Below are 18,970 nucleotides of genomic sequence, written 5' to 3'. Positions count from 1 at the left end.
CCTTTACTCTATTTGAAGCTTTTGTGCTAATGCATTCATCGCTTGTTCAAAAGGATACCTTGAATAAGCTGGGTTTCTATTTGCGTATGCAGAAGCCACTTCATCTGAATCTTCAATTAAAATGATTGGTTGATTAAAGTCTTGCTCAATTAAAGAAATAAATGATTGCCTTAATGGTTTAGAGGAATCTACCTTGTTCATACAAATGATGACTTTTGACATGTCCAACTTTTCCATATTCCCTTTTAATTTCGTATAATCGATCTCAGACGGATTTAATACAACAACTATTTTTTGAGAAATGTCTATAAATTGTGAAACATAGGGAGAACAGAGTGGTAAGTCTACTACAATAACATCGACTGGTCTCCGCAATGCTTGATAAATTAATTTAGGGTGTGACTCAGTGCAGGCAATTTCTCCAAAGGGTGAAACATGAAACCCTTGTTCTTTTTGCATGTTAAAATGTGGGGCAGTGTCAAAACTAAAGGATAAATCTATAATTCTAGTAGCTAGTGCACGTGAATGATAAAAGGCAGAAAGAGAAGTAGCTACCGTGGATAAACCTACTCCCCCATTAAAACCAACAATAGAAACTATCTGAGAAGCTGAGACATTTTGAAAATCCAAATGCTCTATTGAAATATCAGAAATACTTTTATTTTCTTCAACCATGTTTATTGATTCATGTTCCATAAATACTTTTGGGTCAGGCAGTATAGGGTGATTTTCGATCCCTTCTAACATATCCTTCACATTAGACATTCTCCAATCTGTCCCATTAATAATATAATCGGAAGGCACACCTGCTATCATCGCAGTTTCTTCATATGCTTTTCCGAGTTGATCTTCGGCTCCAGTCATAACAAAGAGCGGAACTATTCCATCTGTTTGTTGAATAATTTCATTTACAATTTTAGGGTCCTGCTCATTCGAGCGAACTACTACAACGATATCTGTATTTTTATTAATCGTTTCAGAAATGGTATACCGTGATTCAAACATTTTTCTAACCCATTCATTGGATTGTACAAAAATCTCCATTCTTATCATCCTCTCTTATTTTTTGCCTATACTTTTTTGGGTTTTTCTATTTACCTTTTTGTAAATATGAGGGCTTGTTACATAACACCTATGGTGGGTAGTCATAGGCTGTTTAAATAATACAAAGCGGCTATTACTACAATACTAATAGGAACAAGAACTGTATAAAACCATTGTAGCGGAGTCAAACCCCTCCCTCCTTTCTAACTAAATCAATGATTAATAAGATGATAGGCACATTAAATCTTTTTTTACACGCAAAAAAACTCTCTACTTGAAATAGAGAGTTTTCAATATTATTGTTTTAAAAATAGGCACAATTATAGAACCTGATCAATTTGTCGCTATTTTTGTTAACTTTATTTTACATTAAAAAGAATATATTGTAAACCATTATTACATATAAAAATTATTATTTTTGTTAAAAGTGATTGCATTACTCGCTAAAAGATCGCTACTTAAGTCTGAAAGTTTGCATTGTTCTATATTTTCATTATATATTCTTCTTTCTAGCTGATGTATTGCTTCTTCTTTTATTGTGATAGGTTTCAATTTGGAATCAGTAATCACATTTATAACATAAGGTAAATTGTTAATCGTAGAGAATTTCTTATCTGTCATATCCACTTTTATTAAAATATATCCTGGAAGCATTGGGACTGACACACACTTCATCCCTTTTCTTGTTTTCACCATCGTCATTTTTGTAAATTTTTTAACCTCATCTACGAAGGGAGATATCAATTTAGCAACATATTTTTCTTCATTTTTCAATACTTTAACTGCGTACCATTCCATAGGTACCCTCTCCTTTAATTGCTTAATAAATCATCTATATAAAACTAATTTAATGTTCATTCTTTCTATTTTCGATACCTAACAACATTTATAAATCGTGAATAGAAACAATGTGTTTATGGTTTTAATTGTTGAACATCTAATTATAGGGAGTAATTAGACGTGTATTGAATTTAATATTTCTTGAATGGTTTTAACACCTTTGATATGTAAGGCTTACTCACTTTTAGTATTTTGGATATTTCTGAATAAGTTTGTCCATCTCTATACATCAACCATATTGTTTTTGTGTTTTTTGACATTTGTATGTATTGTAATGCTTCTTTTTCATTAAAACCTAATCCTATTGCCTCTTGATACGAAGAAGCTGCTTTTTTTATTTTGCTATTTGCCTTTTTAAATGAATCCCTTGCATTGAGATTATGGTTGAAATGAGCTAACTCTGATTCAATTTGTTTATAGGATTTCTTTTCAATAAATCTTTTAATTAAAACTTTATGCTGTACTTCAGTTAAGTTCGCTGCCTTAATAAATTTCTTAGGAATGACCTCTCGCCTATTTGTAAGATTTACGAACTCAATTTGTGAATCTAAATTTGTAATTGCTCTATTCAGTATCATAATATCTAACTCAACATCATCCATCTTCTCTATATCATTTAACTTTTGTGCACGTTTCCTTTCTTCTATTAGATCTTTTCTCATGTTTTTAATGCGTATTTTACTAGATTCAGCTTCCATTACAATCTGAAATAATTTTCCATCCAAGCTCATCCCTCCTTTGTTGTTTTCTTTGTTAATAAACTATAACTAGGTCAAATCTACTAATTAACAAAATTTTTGACAAAGTCATCACTTTTTCGTCTTAAATCAACAATTTTCTTGCCTTTTAATGCTCTCCCCCCCTTTATTAATCCCCACTTTATTACATAATGTACTAAAAATCAAGTATAATTACATAAAATTTTACAAATAAATGAAATGAATAGGAAAAATGAATGATCAATTAAATAGGACTTTATTCACCTTTTTTGGAATCTTCATTTCTAAGTTTATTATGTTTTGATTTTATTTTTTCCATATATTATTATAGAAATGTCCACATTATCTTCTCCTTTAGAGGATGTGCGACAAAACTAATTTATTTACCTTTTGGTAAATATGTTTATGGGCAAATTGCACTTGGGGAAGTGCGGTGAAAAGAGGATGTTATAGTCCTCTTTTCATTTTGACAGATTATTAATTGTCATTTTTTCTTAAAACATTTTTTAGTAAAACCTACTGTTTTACTCAGGATTTATGATAAAATATATATTCAGTGAAGATAACTTAGGAATAAGCATATCTACAATGAACATATGAAGGAGAATTCAAATGGAAAAAGTACTTATTTTCGGACATAAAAATCCAGATACAGATACGATCTGTTCTGCAATTGTTTATGCTGATTTAAAGAAAGAAATTGGAATGGACGCTGAGGCTGTTCGTTTAGGTGAAGTAAGTGGAGAAACTCAGTTCGCTTTAGATCAATTTAAGGTTGCAGCCCCTCGTTTAGTCAGTACAGTTGCAAATGAAGTAAAAAATGTCATTTTGGTTGACCATAATGAATTTCAACAAAGTGTAGAGGATATCAGAGATGTTCGTATATTAGAAGTCATTGATCATCATCGTATATCGAACTTTGAAACAAGCGATCCATTATATTACAGAGCTGAACCAGTAGGATGTACCGCAACTATTTTAAATAAACTATATAAAGAACATGGAGTTACGATCAAGAAGGAAATTGCTGGATTAATGTTATCAGCCATCATCTCTGACTCCTTATTATTTAAATCTCCAACATGTACAGACCAAGATGTAGCTGCTGCTCATGAGTTAGCTGAAATCGCAGGTGTGAATGCAGAGGAATATGGTTTAAATATGTTAAAAGCTGGGGCAGATCTAAGTGGAAAAAGTATTAATGAAATGATCACTCTTGATGCAAAAGAATTTAACATGGGAGATTATAAGGTTGAAATCGCTCAAGTGAACACTGTAGATACAGCAGACGTTCTTAATCGTCAGCAAGAATTAGAAGATGCAATTACACAAGTAATTGCTGAAAAAGAATTAGACTTATTTGTTTTTGCTGTAACAGACATCTTAACAAACAATTCCACTGCATTAGCACTAGGCAAAAAAGCAAGTGCTGTAGAAAAAGCATTTAACGTTACTTTGAGTAACAATACTGCTGTTCTCGAGGGTGTTGTTTCACGTAAGAAGCAGGTTGTTCCAAATCTTACTGAAGCATTAGCTAATTAGAAAATACGAAATAATACTAAGGAGATCTATGTGCTGAACTAGTGCATAGGTCGGCATGTCAAGTTATAAATATATTAAACATTGAATAGATTATAAGTATACAGGCAAAGTTTCCTTCGTCACGTAAAACGACAATACAAATTTTTTCAAAGATAGACCGAGTGCTTATAAAAAAGTGCGGTCTATTTTTAAATGATAAAGACTTGTAGAATTAGATAAGCAAAATCCATACCTATTTGGTTCAAAATATATATAGAAAAGAGATGAATGATTTGGAGCAATTAATTCTATTTGGAATTGTAACCTTCCTTGCACTAGGAATTACCTCTCAATGGTTAGCATGGCGTTTTCAATTACCAGCGATTGTTATTATGTCTATTGCGGGTTTGTTGATCGGACCCTTTTTAGGCTTCATAAACCCTGAGCACGCATTAGGAGATTATTATGTTCCCATCATTTCTTTAGCCGTAGCTCTCATTCTGTTTGAAGGAAGCTCTAGCCTTGATGTTCGAGAACTAAGAGGTATATCTAAATCGGTAGTTAGAATTGTGACTATAGGAGCGTTTCTTGCCTGGATTGGTGGTTCGTTAGCCGCTCACTACGCTGTAGGTCTAAGCTGGGAAGTCTCTTTTGTTATCGGTGGATTATTCATAGTCACAGGTCCAACGGTGATCATTCCACTTTTAAGACAGGCTAAGTTAAAACCACGAACAGCAGCTGTTTTAAAGTGGGAAGGTATCATCGTTGACCCATTTGGCGCTCTAGTCGCATTATTTGCTTACCAGATTGTTAAGGTTATAACCAATGATTCTATTGGCATAAGTTATATATTCTCTTTCTTTTTAGGGGCTATATTTGCTGCTTTATTAGGATATATCTTTGCATTCACTATCAGCAAGATGAGCGAAAAAGGAAAAATCCCTGAATATTTAAAAGCGCCTATTATTTTGTCGTCTGTGTTGCTTTGCTTTGGTATTTCAGAAATGATTATGCATGAAACTGGTTTGCTGGCAGTAACTGTAATGGGACTGACTATTGCACATAAGAGTAAATATATATCCTCTTTAGGCGGTATCCGTCATTTTAATGAAAATATATCTGTATTACTTACGTCAACTATTTTCATTATGCTAACAGCATCATTACCAATGGCGACCATTAAAGAAATATTTAGTTTACCTATCATTAGCTTCATACTGATTATGTTGTTTTTAGTTAGACCCGCTTCAATTTGGATATCAACTATTGGTACAGAATTATCACTAGCAGAAAGAACATTAATTGGCTGGATTGCGCCTAGAGGAATAGTTGCTTTAACCGTTGCTGGATATTTTGCTTCGATTCTTTCTGAAGATGGTTATTCAGATGCTAAGATTTTTACTACAATTACTTTTGCACTAGTTATTGTTACTGTATGTGCACATGGTTTTTCTATTGGATTCATATCAAGGAAGCTGGGACTTGCAAACAAACATTCACCAGGTATACTATTGGCTGGAGCTAGTAAGTTTTCCATTGAACTAGCTTTATTTTTCCGGAAAATAGGCATTTCGACAATAATTGTAGATAGAGTTTACGATAATATAATTGAAGCTAAAAAACGAAATATTGATACTTACCACGGTGAAATTTTGTCTAAAAATACTCAATTTAACATTGATATGAACTCCTACGACTATATTCTGGCGGTAACTGATACTGTACCTTATAACGCTTTAATTCATAATATGTATTTACCAATATTTGGACACCAAAATTGTTTGGCCCTTACGATAAACAAGGAAGAACATGTTATGGACCAATTATATTCTCCAGCTATAAAATCGCAATTATTATTCGGTGAGAAAGAAAACTACAAGGAGTTAAATCGTAAAATTGAGACCGGTCATACCTTTAAAAGCATAGAAATGAAAGAAAATAAAACCATCAAACGGGAGGATAGATCTCCTCATGAGCTCATCATTTGTGTACTCAAAAAAAATGATAAGATCACTTTTGCAACTTTAACAGAAGATCTGATTGTAGAGGCTGGAGATCACTTGGTCATATTAAGTAAAGATTAGAAAAAGGTATAGGAGTCTTTAACATTTTTATTTCGTAATATTTGTATCTATCCCTTTTATTTTAAAATACTAAATTATATAATTATTAACAATAACTCTTGAATATTGTAAGTAATTTTTCTTCTCATTCAGAATAGTTAACTCATGTATTTTGTTTGGAGGTTATAAAATGAAAAGTGAATCTATCAACATTGGTCAAAAAATAAGAGAGATTAGATTAAAGATGAATATAACCCAAAAACAACTATGTGATGGTATTTGTACACAAGCTAACCTAAGTCGTATTGAAAACGGAATATGCTTACCTTCTAGTTATATTATTCAACAGTTCTCTGAAAGACTAGGGATAGATTCTTCTTATTTATTAACAAATAATCAGGAGTTACAGCAAGATTATATTGATGAGTTTTATACTGTGGTTAGAAGACATTTGACAAATCGAGAATATGAATCTGTACTTAAAATGGTGCAAAAAGAAGAGAAAAATCCAATCTTTTCCAACATTAAACATCAACAGTACCTTTTTCTATATAAAGGGCTTTGTATTTTTTATTTACACAAAAAATACAATAAAGCGATAGAATTTATTGATCATGCTCTTTCGTTAAGGGACCCCCATGGATTTTATAATGAAGTTGAAATCGAAATACTTATTACAAAAGCAATGATATTATATGACCATGGCGATCCAAAGGCTTCTATAACTTTGTATAAAAAAATCATTACCATTATCAATGAAAAAAAAGAATTAAATAACAAACTCATATATAACCGAGTATACTATAACTATACAAGAGTACTTGTTGATGAAAAACAATTCAGAGAAGCCCTAAAAATTTGCACAAGAGGAATCTCTTATTGTAAACGTTTTTATTCTATGTATTATTTAGCAGACTTATATCTACATAAAGCAACTATTCACTGGAATCTTAATGAAAAAGAGTTGTGTAGAAAGTCATTGCTAAAGGCTCGTGCAATAAGCGATGTTTTAGACAACAAATTAATTTTTGATATCTGTCAACAAAATCTTTCAGAATATTTCAGCTAAATTCTATTAAATATATACTGCTAAATCCAAATAAAAAAAGCGTGAATAAAAGAGTCTTTGCCTTAAGCAAAGACTCTAAAATACTAAGTGGAATATTCATCACTTATATATATTTAATCCAAAGTAGTATACCAATGGTCAGTCCAAATACTGATATTTCTTCACAAACTTTCCTATCCGTTCCAAAGCCTCATTTAATTCACTTACAGAAGTTGCATAAGAGCAACGTATAAATCCTTCGCCACCCAGCCCAAATACGTTTCCAGGTACTGCTGCTACCTTAAATTCCTCCAGTAATTTTTCAGCAAATTGTTCAGAGGTCAATCCTGTAGATTGAATCGATGGAAATGCATAAAATGCTCCTTTGGGTTCATGACAATCCAATCCCATTTCTCGAAACCCTTTGACCACTAAACGACGACGTTGATTATAAGACTCTACCATGCGATCTTTTTCTTCCATTCCATTTGTTAATGCTTCAATTCCAGCTTGTTGCGCCATTACAGGTGCACACATAATCGTATATTGGTGAATTTTTAACATCGCTGCAATAAGATCTTGATGTCCACATGTATATCCCAATCGCCACCCAGTCATTGCAAAAGCTTTAGAAAAACCGCTAACAACAATTGTGCGATCTTTCATACCAGGCATAGAAGCAAAACTAACATGTTCTTGATCATAGGTTAATTCAGCATAAATTTCATCTGATATGACAATTAAGTCATGTTCTTCTACAAGGTTTACAATGGGTATCCAATCCTCATAAGTCATAATTCCGCCCGTAGGATTACTTGGATAACATAATATTAACACCTTAGATTGGGCAGTAATTTGCTCAGCTAATGATTCAGCAGTTAATTTAAAATCATCTTTAGCATAGGTTTCAATCCCAACCGCTTTACCTCCTACAATAGAAGCAATCGGAGAATAAGACACATAAGAAGGTTCTGGAATAAGAATCTCATCTCCTGGTTGAATTAGAACGCGGAGAGCCAGATCTATCGCTTCGCTCCCCCCCACTGTAATTAAAACCTCATTAGATGGTTCATATTTCAATGCAAATTGTCTGTATAAATATGCAGAAATGGCCTCTCTTAATTCAGGTAATCCTGCATTTTGAGTATATGTTGTTTTTCCTTTTTCAAGTGAATAAACACATGCCTCTCTTACATGCCATGGAGTTACAAAATCAGGTTCTCCGACTCCTAATGAAATGATATCCTTTCGTCCTGAAACCAAATCAAAAAATTTCCTTATTCCTGATGGAGGGATACCCTTTACTAAAGGAGATATATAATCTGTCATTGATCTATTCGTTTTTAACATACCGCTCTTACCCCTTATGGTGAAATGAGCATACGATGATCATCTTCATGATCCTCTAAAATAATGCCATCTTGTTTATATTTTTTTAAAATAAAATGTGTTTTTGTAGAGAGTACAGAGTCAATCGTAGATAACTTATTAGAAACAAAGAATGCAACTTCCTTTAAAGTTTTACCTTCAATTTCAATTTGTAAATCATAAGCTCCGGACATTAGATATACCGTCTTTACTTCAGGATATCGATATATCCTTTCCGCAATCGTATCAAAACCGCGCCCGCGTTCAGGTGTTATTTGAACTTCAATAATGCCTGTTACTTTATCATCATGAACTTTACTCCAATTGATCACAGGTGCGTATTTCACAATCACATTATCCTTCTCCATCTCTTCGATAGCTTTGATAACCTCATCTTCCTTTACTTCTAGTAAAGTTGCTATCACATCAGCTTCACGGCGGGCATCTTCTTGTAGAAGTTCTAATACTTTTATTTTAAACTCATTCAATGGGGCTTCCCCTTTCCGAACTTTTATATAAATCAACAATATACCTCATATTACAACGAAATCCAACATATGTTAAGTCCTAATCCAGAGAAATTCACAAATTATTGTTAACATGATTCAATTTCTGTTAGAATTTCTTTAGAAAATAGGGTATGATAATATTTTGATATGGTGCTCACGGATTGGGGGGAAATCTCACTTTGTCAATTAAAAAAATAATAACTCAAATGACACCAACCCAGTTTATCGTTACTGGTTATTTAATTTCTATTATCGTTGCTACTTTGTTGCTGCTGCTCCCTATCAGCTTACAAGATGGAGTACAACTTTCATTCATTGATGCTTTATTTACTGCAACTAGCGGCATCAGTGTGACTGGACTTACGGTTGTTAATGTTTCAGAAACCTTCAGTGTATTTGGTACCATCGTTTTATTATTGATGTTTCAAATTGGTGGAATTGGAATTATGGCATTGGGAACATTTTTATGGATGATATTAGGTCGAAATATTAGCTTAACTTATCGAAAATTAATTATGATTGACCAAAATCAAAATCGTTTATCAGGACTTGTACAATTAATTCGCCTTGTACTTGGATTAGTATTGTTATTTGAAGCAATTGGAACTTTAATTTTCACTATATATTTTCACTTTGCTGGATATTATGATTCTTGGTTAGAAGCTTTTTACCATGGTTTATTTCACTCTATTTCTGCTTATACAAATGCAGGTTTTGATATTTTTGGAAATTCATTAACTGACTTTTCGCATGACTATTTTATACAAATCATAACCATCGCGTTAATTATATTAGGTGCTATTGGATTTCCAGTGCTCATTGAAATTAAAGAATATTTTTCTCGAGATAATAAAAACTTTCGCTTTTCATTATATACAAAACTAACAACCTCTATGTTTTTCTTGTTGTTATTAGTAGGTGCAGTCGGCATTTGGCTTGTAGAAAATGAATTGTACTATGCTGACAAAAGCTGGCACGAAAAAATATTTTTCTCCTTATTTAATTCGGTAACAGTCCGCAGTGGTGGATTATCGACGATGGATGTATCAGAGTTTGGGACTGCAACTCAAATGTTTTTGTCCGTATTAATGTTCATTGGGGCTAGTCCTTCTAGTGTTGGTGGCGGGATACGCACAACTACTTTTACGATAGTTATTTTGGCATTGATAACTTATGCATTAGGCAGAAGTGAAATCAGAATTTTTAGACGCTCATTAAAACAAGATGATGTTACAAAAAGCTTTTTCATTTTCACCTTAGCTTCAATGACAGTCGTAGCCAGTATTATCTTATTAGTTAGTATAGAAAGCAGCCACTTTTCACTAATGGCTATTATTTTTGAAATCACTTCAGCATTTGGTACATGTGGGTTATCGATGGGTATAACGAGTGAATTATCTACGCTTGGAAAAATCATCATCATGCTTCTTATGTTTACAGGAAGAATTGGAGTCCTTTCCATGTTGTACATATTTCAAGTTAAAAAAAGAAAAGAAAACTTTCACTATCCAAAAGAAGATATTATTATTGGATAATCGAAAACTAAAAGGGAACTTATTCTTGCTGATGATAATCAGCATAATAAGTTCCCTTTTTTCCGTGATGGGAAGCGTACTTTTCCCTATTTAAATCAAAGCTTAAAATGTTCGATTTTCAGCACCAAGAAGATTGTATTATTCTTTAAGAAGGAGGAGCACAGTGTAGGTAAACCTACATGAGCACCGGACTTCAAAGAATGATACAAGATTCGATGTCGAGTGTACTACCTTGAATAAGCCTCGTGATGGGAAGCGTACTTTTTAAGCATCCTCTCCAAAGAGGTTCATGCTTAGGTATCTTTCGCCGTTATCAGGCGCAATACAACAAATCCTTTTGCCCTTTCCCCATTTTTTTGCAAGTTGCATCGCTGTCCACACAGAAGCGCCTGCTGACGGACCTACTAATATTCCTTCCTTTGCAGCTAAATCACGTATCGTCTGTATTGCATTTTGATCTGATACTTGTACAATTTCATCATAAACTTTTGTATTTAAGATTTTTGGAATAAACCCTGGACTTGTACCTACTAATTTGTGCTTGCCAGGTTTCCCCCCCGAAAGGACAGGTGAACCTTGAGGTTCAACAACAAAAATATTAATATTAGGTATTTTTTCACGCAATATTTCCCCTGTGCCTGTAACGGTTCCACCAGTTCCTGCTGTTGCCACAAAAGCATCTATTTTTCCATCCATCTGTTCGATGATTTCTAATGCTGTTGTTGTTCGATGTATAGCAGGATTTGCTTCATTTTCAAATTGCTGAGGAATATAACTATTTGGGATTTCAGCCTGCAGTTCCAAAGCTTTTTTTATTGCCCCCGGCATACGTTCTTCAGCAGGTGTAAGTACCACTTCAGCACCATATGCTTTTAAAATATTAATACGTTCTTTAGTCATATTATCAGGCATAATAAATATAGCTTTATAACCCTTAGCAGCTGCATTCATAGCTAAGCCAATTCCCGTATTTCCACTTGTGGGTTCAATAATCGTTCCTCCAGGAGATAACAGACCGTCTTTCTCTGCTTGTAGTATCAAATTATAAGCAGCTCTGTCTTTCACACTTCTGCTTGGATTAAAATATTCCAATTTCACATAGACTTCGGCATCATTTTCACTTAACAATCTATTTATTTTCACCATCGGTGTATCACCAATTAATTCTGTAATACTTGAAACAACCTTTGGAGGCATCCACAACCACTCCTTATATGTATGTAAAGTAACTTGAATTCTATTGAACTAAACTACTACATACTTAATTCTAACTGAGTGGACACATATAATCAAAGCAAAGCTACAAAATGTTATTTGGGTTTGCTGACAGTTTTGGGTTTTGTAGGCATCAATTTTCTCATGAAATACCATGCAAGTAAAGGAGTGCTTCCAATACATAATAAAAATACATTTAAAACTATCGGTTTATTGCTCCATGTAATAATAAGAATGAAAATTAAAGTCCCTAAAATACGTCCTGCATTTAAACCCGCTTCTCTTAATACCACATATTCTACCCTTTGCTGGGCACTCTCATGATCTCTCCCTATAATATCAAATACTGTTGAGGTCATGGGAATCGTAAACAACGGTAAAAATATTGAAGTTCCAATTCCAAAAATAAGCAGTGTAGTGTAATTGATATCCCAGAAGAATGGAAATATAACTAAGATCATAAATATAGTCCCTACGAACATTGCCCTATTACGATTCCAGGGTTTTAGGTATTTGCCCATTAACATATAACTGACAAGAGCTACAGCAGAAACAATCAATGAAAAGTTACCCAACTTCATCTCATTTTTAGTAGCAATATATACAAGTAAACCAATGATAAAAGCAAAAACGCCTTCTCTCATCCCCTGTGCCATCAAAGCTAAAAATGCCCGTCTCCAAGGATTCTCTTTTTCCTTTAAACGTTGAAATGCATCAAACCATTGATAAGTGCCTTTAGGTTCTCTTTTTTTCAAAAAGAAACTAACAATAACTCCAATTACAAAAACAATAAGTGAAATAGAGAAGATGATTTTGTATCCACTTGTTGCTTGCATTTGGGTAATTACAAGTCCTGAGATCCATGGCGCGAACATCCCAGCACCTGAACCTAATAATCCAGCGTAACCATTAAATTTGTCTCGATCATGTGGACCTGTAATTTCAAAATAAACGACGTTAAATGCCAACCAAAAAAAGCCCGCTGCCATCCCCTGGACTGCACCTAAAACTAACACATAATCAACAGCTTGCTTTTGAAGTAAGAGCACAAATAAATAAAACACTGCAGATAACCCAACACCCAAGCGTAAGCTGTTCATTTTATTATGCTCTTTAACCCATTTCCCCGCTAACCAAAATGTTAAGATATTGACAACTTGATGAGATAAAGAGAACCAACCAATTAAAGATAAATCATTGCTCACTTTCCATAGATACACATTTACAAAAGTACCTGATAACGCATTTGCAGCTGCAAATAAGCCATGAACTGCTAATAATAGTATTGCTTGTTTAGTTAATCTCCCTTCCTTGCTCTTTTGATGGTCTTCTGATTCATGATATTGAAAATAAGAATGTTCTTGTTGATCTTTTGTTTTAATCCATCTGTTTGGAAAATAATGCTTTTCATGCGACATCGGCATATAAGACTCACCCAATTTAATAATTTCGTATCTATGTAACAAAACAATATAACAACATATTTTAACTTTCCCCAAAAAGTCATTTTGGAAACAAAAAAGTTGGCATTTAATTATTGACAATCATAAGTTCTAATATCAGGAAAATTTTATGCTAAGCATGCAAAAAAAGAGTGACTGCTTCATAGTCACTCTTTCACTTTTTCAAAATTATTAAATCCCCTGTTGATTTTTCAAAGCATTCATCATACTTATTCGAGCCTGCTCAGATAAAACAGCTTTCATTTCAAAACAAGATGGACAAATGTATAAATTCATTTTGTATGGTGCTTGCAAAACTCCCTGTACCTGACTAACTGGAATGTAAGGAATAAAATCATCTTTTTTAACCTCATGATCTCCAACTAATAACATAAAGTCATGGCAGTTTGAACATTCAAAAGACTCTTCTTGTTTTCTTCGGTAGTGATATACTCCTTGCTCATATTGTAGTAAATCTTCTGATTTAGGCTCCGTTTCCATCTGTGAAATGAAGGAATCTAACGTAGGAGTACTACCATTTTCTTTGTTTTCATCTTGTTTGATGTTTTTTGTTTTATTTTTTACCTCATACTCTTCCTCTTCTTGATCAATTTCAACATTCATTGTACGGTAATTGCCTAATTCATTTAAACAATGAGGACAATGTTCTTCTTTTCCAATTTCCTGATCCCAAACGATCTCCGTATCACACCATGGACATACTTTACTATTCTCTTCCATTTTCGTAGCCTCCTATGTATTTTGTATGAAAAAGTAAATCCCAAATATAAAAAATAAAAGTGCCAAGATAAATAAACTACCCCATAAATATTTCAATTTAAATTGAAGCCTCCCCCTAATCTTATGTTATACACGCACCTATCACATAAGATAACGAAATAGAAATGATCATGGCAATGAATCCAACTGCTCGATTATCCTTTTGTATCTCTTTATCTACTTTAATATAAGGTGTTAAAAACTCGAATAAAAAGTATGCAAGGATGAGTAAAACAAATCCAAAACCAGCCATCACAAAGGATACATAAATCGATTCATGATTATTCTCTGCAAAGCGAAAAATATTGCATATAGCAATGATTTTCCCTCCAATGGTTAAGGAAACTGCGATATTGCCACTTAGTATTTCTTCCCATGAACGATAAGATGTAACAAATTCGAATATAGCTAAAAACAATATTAAAGCTAAAGCAGCAACAGAAAAATAAGCAATTGTCTCCATAAATGGGTGTTCTAATAATGCATCAATTTCTTGATTCATTCTGGTTCCTCTTCTTTCTTCACCTTATTTTAACTCAGCGACGGTGACTCCAGTCCCGCCTTCTCCCATATTTCCTAAACGATGCTGTTTGACATGTTTATGTTTATTAAGAAATTCTTGAATCCCTGTCCTTAATACACCTGTACCCTTGCCATGAATAATGTATACTTGTCCTACATTTGCTAAAATTCCCTCATCTAAAAATCGATCAACTTCCATAATTGAATCCTCTAAATTCATACCTCTTAAATCTAATTCAGATTTAAATTGTTGATCTTTGGAACGTTTAATGCTCGTAATTTGTTTTTTCACTTGTTTCTCATCTCTAGATACAAGCTCAAGCTCTGTTTTTCTCACTTTCATTTTCATAATCCCTAATTGTACTACTACCTCTTTCGCATTCGCTTCCTCTACTACATACCCTTTCTGTGCAAAGCTTGCGACATAAACTTCATCTCCAGGATTAACTTTTTTGACACCTTTGATTTTTTTAACCGATTTGGATGGTTTATTTTTTGTTAGTTGTGGTTCTGCTTGTTCTAACTGTCGTTTTGCTTCAATTAATTTATGTTCCTTAATTGACGTTTTTTCATCCATGGCTAGTTTACGAAGGTCGGAAATAATTTGATCTGCTTCTTTACGAGCTTTAGCAACTGCTTCCTTCGCTTCTTCTTCTGCCTTCTCCATCATCTTTTCCCGTTGTTCTTCAAATCGCAACTGTTGATCCTTCACTTTTTTTTGCAGTTGTTCTACTTCTTTTCTCAGCTTTTCAGCTACAATACGATCATTCTCAGCACTAATTCGATTTTCCTCTAAAGAGGCAATCATATTCTCAACCTGCTGATCCTGTTCATTCACTTGACCCTTTGCATGTTTAAGGATCGGCATTGGTAAACCTAATCTTTCAGAAATAGCAAAAGCGTTGCTGCGTCCAGGAACACCAACTAACAAGCGGTATGTGGGACTTAGTGTTTTCACATCAAATTCCATGCTTGCATTGATTACTCCCTTACGATCATATGCAAAGGCTTTTAATTCACTATAATGTGTTGTTGCAACTAACCGACAACCTAATTGATGAATATATTCAATAATAGAAATTGCTAACGCTGATCCCTCTGTTGGGTCGGTACCTGCACCTAATTCATCCAGTAAAATTAAACTTTTAGGAGTCACTTCTTTTAATATTGTAATGATATTTGTCATGTGACTTGAGAATGTACTTAAGTTTTGTTCAATGCTTTGTTCATCCCCAATGTCAGCGTAAATTCCATCGAATATACACATCTGGCTATGATCCTCAGCAGGTACAAATAACCCTGACATCGCCATAAGATGCAATAAACCAATGGTTTTTAGTGACACGGTTTTTCCACCTGTGTTTGGTCCTGTTATAATAATACTGTCATATTGGTCTCCCAGTTTTACATCAATAGGTACGATCTGTTCATCTGGAATTAAGGGATGTCTTGCTTTTTTGAGATTCATAAATCCACGATCGTTTAAGCGAGGTAGGGTCGCTTTCATTTCATTGGCTAAACCAGCTTTGGCAAAAATAAAATCAATTTCAGCAATCTGTTCAATATTCACAAGTAATTCTTCATGAATTTCGGTAACCTGTTCGGTTAACATGCGAAGTATTTTTTCAATTTCTCTTTCTTCTTTTAATTTTAACTCACGAAGTTTATTATTTAAATTTACAATCGATTCAGGTTCAATAAATAAAGTTGCACCTGATGCAGATTGATCATGGGTCATCCCTCCAAAATAGGAGCGATATTCTTGTTTCACAGGCAGTACATAACGATCATTACGAATGGTTACTATGGGATCTTGTAGTTTTTTTTGCACAGATTGTGAACGAATCATACGTTCTAACTGCTCTCGAATTGAGGATTCCCCTTTTTTTAATTGTTGTCGGATACGAGAGAGTTCTGGACTAGCACTATCCATCATTTCTGCTTGCTCATTAATACACATTTTGATCGCATTTTCTACTGCTTTATGATCTGTAATTTGTTTAACTAAAAAGAATAAAAGAGGAATGGAAAATTCATCATGAAATCGTTGTATAAACTTCTTTAATCTTCCTGCTCCATAAATCGTATTTGCAATATCCAACAGTTCTTGGATATTCAACATCCCTCCAATTCTTGAACGATGTATGGCAGCTGAAATATCCCTTATTCCTCCAAACGGTGCACTTCCTTTTAAGCGTTGTACTTTAACGGCTTCATCGGTAGCCTTTAACAGTTCAATCACTTCGGTATATTGAGTAGATGGTGATAATTCCTCCACTCTATTTTTTCCAAGAGTTGTCGCAGCATGCCGACTTAATTTATTTAAAATTTTTTCAAATTCCATTGTTCTCAAAATTCTACTATTCAATTCCTTGTCCTCCTGATTTATGCTCAATTTTATTATATCGAAATCAGATGTTTTAAGCGAATATTCTCAAAATGTTGCAAAAAAACATAATTTGTCATCAATTTGTTAATAATAAGTTCACCAGTATCCATTTTTTTAAAAGGAGGAACAACCTGAATGAGGAATTTTTTTGGACATGTAGTTAGATTCATTGTCGCTGCTATTGTTTTAATGTTTGTAGGTTGGGTTACCCCTCAGTTTTCAGTAGGTGGCTTTTGGAGTGCATTATTTTTAGCGCTTGCTATTGCTGTAATTGGCTGGATTATTGAGGGCATATTTGGAAATCGAGTCACTCCCTTTAGTAGAGGTATTGTAGGGTTTCTAACGAGTGCAGTTGTAATTTGGCTAGCACAGTTCTTCGTTGGAAACGTATCAGTAACAGTTATAGGTGCCATTTTAGCTGCGTTAGTGATTGGGATCATTGATTTATTCATTCCAATTTCCAGTCCGTTTGAAGCTGGAAAACGTAAAGAAAAAGCCAGCTAAGCTGCACCAAAAAAGTGTCGATAAATTTCAACTGTGAAACAAAATGTAGAAATCATTCTGGGCCAGAGGTTTAGAATTGAAGTAATGCAAAAAAATCAATCCATCTATATTGGATTGATTTTTTTGCATTACTAATCATCATTCAAATCATTCATTTTAAACAAAAAACACATTATCCTCAAGTCCAAATATATTATCCTGAGTTTGATCTTTTATATCAGCATCGATGGTGTTTGTAGTACTTATAAAGTTATTTGTTCTTGGCAAGTCCCCTGCATTAGCACTGCCAGAGCCTATATAAGCCTTTACATAACTTACTGGTGTAATTTGCACAGTATCTCCTGCTTTTACCTTCGCTGAACCAGAAACATTAATGATTTTTGCAACACCTAAAATAGATGGCATCCTTTCCACCTCTCCATCAAAATAATATAGTATTTATATATGCATATGCCTAGATGAAAGAAGTGTGCAACTCGTTAACCTTTAAATTTATAAGAAGGAGTTCCTTTTATATTCATTTTTACTGAAAACAAACCGCCAGAATAAGGGTATTGTTCCATTTCCTCCGCATCCAAACCAACATTTGCTGTAGTAATGTATAACTCGTCAAAATTTTCTCCACCAAATGTACAAGAAGTAACTTGTTTTGCTGGCACACGAACCTCACCTATTTGTTTTCCTTTTTCTGGGTCCCATCTTGACACCTTATAACCACCCCAGTGGGCTACCCATAACTTCCCTTCCGCATCAATCGTCATACCATCAGGGCCACCCTCTTCTAAAGGAATAGTTACTACTACTTTTTTATTCGTAATCTCTCCTGTTCTCATATTATAATCATAGGCAACTACTTGCTGTGTAGGTGTATCAATATAATACATCGTTGTAAAATCAGGTGACCAAGCTAATCCGTTAGAGACCGAGACAGGTTCGAGCATTTTTTTTACAGTTAGGTCTGTATCTAAACAATATAAAGCAGCTTTATCATGCTCTAGATCCAACCTCATTGAACCAGCCCAAAAACGACCAGCAGGATCACATTTTCCATCATTAAAACGATTTTCTGGCAAGTGACTTTCTGGATCTACTATTTTCTCCAGCTTTTGAGACTGTATGTTATAGGTAAAAAAACCATCCAACATCGCTAAAACAAGACCTCCATTGTTTCGTCTCACAACCGCTCCAGGTGCTTGCTCCATTTGAATTGTTCTGTTTGATTCTTCATTCAAATTGTATATATGTAATTTTTCTTCTAAAATATCAACCCAATATAAACATTGCTCTTCATCATCCCAACACGGTCCCTCTCCAAGGGTTGATTTTGAATCAACAATTAATTTTACTTCTTCCATCTTTTATATTCTCCTTCTGTATAGGCTTGTTTAATTTTCCTTCTTGAGAAGATGTTATTACGAAAAAGACCTTTTTGCAAACCTTATACTTAACAGGAGGGAATGCCCTAAAGGCT

Annotated in this window: 17 protein-coding genes; 5 read left to right on the top strand and 12 right to left on the bottom strand. The window is 33.8% G+C overall.

Features of this window, described 5'->3' with window-relative positions; translation table 11 throughout:
• Positions 1-3: 3 nt before the first annotated feature.
• The 3 genes from VQL36_RS03685 to VQL36_RS03675 form a co-directional block, all read right to left on the bottom strand.
• Positions 4-1,044, bottom strand: a complete 1,041-nt coding sequence (locus VQL36_RS03685; RefSeq protein ID WP_349248011.1) for a hypothetical protein — start codon at positions 1,042-1,044, stop codon at positions 4-6.
• Between the two features lie 396 nt (positions 1,045-1,440).
• Positions 1,441-1,842 carry a transcription termination/antitermination protein NusG gene (gene nusG, locus VQL36_RS03680; RefSeq protein ID WP_349248010.1) on the bottom strand — a complete coding sequence of 134 codons (402 nt, stop codon included), beginning with the start codon at positions 1,840-1,842 and terminating at the stop codon, positions 1,441-1,443.
• Between the two features lie 173 nt (positions 1,843-2,015).
• Positions 2,016-2,609, bottom strand: coding sequence for a hypothetical protein (locus VQL36_RS03675; RefSeq protein WP_349248009.1), 594 nt, complete (start codon positions 2,607-2,609; stop codon positions 2,016-2,018).
• Positions 2,610-3,215: 606 nt separating this feature from the next.
• Here VQL36_RS03675 and VQL36_RS03670 point away from each other — a divergent pair.
• The 3 genes from VQL36_RS03670 to VQL36_RS03660 all read left to right on the top strand — a co-directional run bounded on the left by VQL36_RS03670 (position 3,216) and on the right by VQL36_RS03660 (position 7,256).
• Complete coding sequence (locus tag VQL36_RS03670; RefSeq protein ID WP_349248008.1) at positions 3,216-4,145, top strand: manganese-dependent inorganic pyrophosphatase; 930 nt, start codon at positions 3,216-3,218, stop codon at positions 4,143-4,145.
• 272 nt (positions 4,146-4,417) lie between these two features.
• Complete coding sequence (locus tag VQL36_RS03665) at positions 4,418-6,208, top strand: sodium:proton antiporter (RefSeq protein WP_349251116.1); 1,791 nt, start codon at positions 4,418-4,420, stop codon at positions 6,206-6,208.
• Between the two features lie 169 nt (positions 6,209-6,377).
• Entirely contained in the window at positions 6,378-7,256 is an 879-nt protein-coding gene (locus tag VQL36_RS03660; protein ID WP_349248007.1) for a helix-turn-helix domain-containing protein, read from the top strand.
• A gap of 138 nt (positions 7,257-7,394) precedes the next feature.
• Here VQL36_RS03660 and VQL36_RS03655 read toward each other — a convergent pair whose 3' ends face one another.
• Together VQL36_RS03655 and VQL36_RS03650 are read right to left on the bottom strand one after the other, a co-directional pair.
• Positions 7,395-8,585: an aminotransferase class I/II-fold pyridoxal phosphate-dependent enzyme gene (locus VQL36_RS03655; RefSeq protein ID WP_349248006.1), complete on the bottom strand. Its 1,191-nt coding sequence runs from the start codon at positions 8,583-8,585 to the stop codon at positions 7,395-7,397.
• Positions 8,586-8,599: 14 nt separating this feature from the next.
• Positions 8,600-9,091: an Lrp/AsnC family transcriptional regulator gene (locus tag VQL36_RS03650; protein WP_349248005.1), complete on the bottom strand. Its 492-nt coding sequence runs from the start codon at positions 9,089-9,091 to the stop codon at positions 8,600-8,602.
• Positions 9,092-9,318: 227 nt separating this feature from the next.
• Here VQL36_RS03650 and VQL36_RS03645 point away from each other — a divergent pair, with 227 nt between their 5' ends.
• Positions 9,319-10,647 (top strand): TrkH family potassium uptake protein, encoded by a 1,329-nt coding sequence (locus VQL36_RS03645; protein WP_349251115.1) that lies wholly within the window; start codon positions 9,319-9,321, stop codon positions 10,645-10,647.
• Between the two features lie 264 nt (positions 10,648-10,911).
• Here VQL36_RS03645 and cysK read toward each other — a convergent pair whose 3' ends face one another.
• From cysK to VQL36_RS03620, 5 genes are all read right to left on the bottom strand, one after another.
• Positions 10,912-11,844, bottom strand: a complete 933-nt coding sequence (gene cysK / locus VQL36_RS03640) for a cysteine synthase A (RefSeq protein WP_349248004.1) — start codon at positions 11,842-11,844, stop codon at positions 10,912-10,914.
• A 113-nt stretch (positions 11,845-11,957) separates the two neighbouring features.
• Positions 11,958-13,280, bottom strand: coding sequence for an MFS transporter (locus VQL36_RS03635; protein ID WP_413789551.1), 1,323 nt, complete (start codon positions 13,278-13,280; stop codon positions 11,958-11,960).
• Between the two features lie 216 nt (positions 13,281-13,496).
• Positions 13,497-14,045, bottom strand: a complete 549-nt coding sequence (locus VQL36_RS03630; protein WP_349248002.1) for a hypothetical protein — start codon at positions 14,043-14,045, stop codon at positions 13,497-13,499.
• 121 nt (positions 14,046-14,166) lie between these two features.
• A complete protein-coding gene (locus tag VQL36_RS03625) occupies positions 14,167-14,586 on the bottom strand; it encodes a DUF350 domain-containing protein (RefSeq protein ID WP_349248001.1) in 420 nt (139 codons plus the stop codon).
• Between the two features lie 24 nt (positions 14,587-14,610).
• Entirely contained in the window at positions 14,611-16,974 is a 2,364-nt protein-coding gene (locus VQL36_RS03620) for an endonuclease MutS2 (RefSeq protein WP_349248000.1), read from the bottom strand.
• A 156-nt stretch (positions 16,975-17,130) separates the two neighbouring features.
• On the opposite strand from VQL36_RS03620, the gene VQL36_RS03615 reads away from it, so the two are divergent.
• Positions 17,131-17,499, top strand: a complete 369-nt coding sequence (locus VQL36_RS03615) for a phage holin family protein (protein WP_349247999.1) — start codon at positions 17,131-17,133, stop codon at positions 17,497-17,499.
• A 156-nt stretch (positions 17,500-17,655) separates the two neighbouring features.
• Here the strand turns inward: VQL36_RS03615 and VQL36_RS03610 are convergent, their stop codons facing one another.
• Positions 17,656-17,904, bottom strand: a complete 249-nt coding sequence (locus VQL36_RS03610) for a spore germination protein (RefSeq protein WP_349247998.1) — start codon at positions 17,902-17,904, stop codon at positions 17,656-17,658.
• A 74-nt stretch (positions 17,905-17,978) separates the two neighbouring features.
• Positions 17,979-18,854: an SMP-30/gluconolactonase/LRE family protein gene (locus VQL36_RS03605; RefSeq protein WP_349247997.1), complete on the bottom strand. Its 876-nt coding sequence runs from the start codon at positions 18,852-18,854 to the stop codon at positions 17,979-17,981.
• Positions 18,855-18,970 lie beyond the last annotated feature (116 nt).

Source organism: Chengkuizengella sp. SCS-71B, assembly GCF_040100845.1.
GTDB lineage: Bacteria > Bacillota > Bacilli > Paenibacillales > KCTC-33759 > Chengkuizengella.
The sequence above is the reverse complement of the archived record's forward strand: the minus strand, read 5'-3'. Positions and strand labels throughout refer to the sequence as shown.

Excerpts from the sequence above, each read along its gene's own strand:
- VQL36_RS03625 (WP_349248001.1), bottom strand. The coding sequence starts at position 14,586 with ATGAATCAAGAAATTGATGCATTATTAGAACACCCATTTATGGAGACA.
- VQL36_RS03630 (WP_349248002.1), bottom strand. The coding sequence starts at position 14,045 with ATGGAAGAGAATAGTAAAGTATGTCCATGGTGTGATACGGAGATCGTT.
- VQL36_RS03655 (WP_349248006.1), bottom strand. The coding sequence starts at position 8,585 with ATGTTAAAAACGAATAGATCAATGACAGATTATATATCTCCTTTAGTA.
- VQL36_RS03670 (WP_349248008.1), top strand. The coding sequence starts at position 3,216 with ATGGAAAAAGTACTTATTTTCGGACATAAAAATCCAGATACAGATACG.
- VQL36_RS03605 (WP_349247997.1), bottom strand. The coding sequence starts at position 18,854 with ATGGAAGAAGTAAAATTAATTGTTGATTCAAAATCAACCCTTGGAGAG.
- cysK (WP_349248004.1), bottom strand. The coding sequence starts at position 11,844 with ATGCCTCCAAAGGTTGTTTCAAGTATTACAGAATTAATTGGTGATACA.
- VQL36_RS03660 (WP_349248007.1), top strand. The coding sequence starts at position 6,378 with ATGAAAAGTGAATCTATCAACATTGGTCAAAAAATAAGAGAGATTAGA.
- VQL36_RS03685 (WP_349248011.1), bottom strand. The coding sequence starts at position 1,044 with ATGGAGATTTTTGTACAATCCAATGAATGGGTTAGAAAAATGTTTGAA.
- VQL36_RS03635 (WP_413789551.1), bottom strand. The coding sequence starts at position 13,280 with ATGTCGCATGAAAAGCATTATTTTCCAAACAGATGGATTAAAACAAAA.
- VQL36_RS03610 (WP_349247998.1), bottom strand. The coding sequence starts at position 17,904 with ATGCCATCTATTTTAGGTGTTGCAAAAATCATTAATGTTTCTGGTTCA.
- VQL36_RS03645 (WP_349251115.1), top strand. The coding sequence starts at position 9,319 with ATGACACCAACCCAGTTTATCGTTACTGGTTATTTAATTTCTATTATC.
- VQL36_RS03615 (WP_349247999.1), top strand. The coding sequence starts at position 17,131 with ATGAGGAATTTTTTTGGACATGTAGTTAGATTCATTGTCGCTGCTATT.
- nusG (WP_349248010.1), bottom strand. The coding sequence starts at position 1,842 with ATGGAATGGTACGCAGTTAAAGTATTGAAAAATGAAGAAAAATATGTT.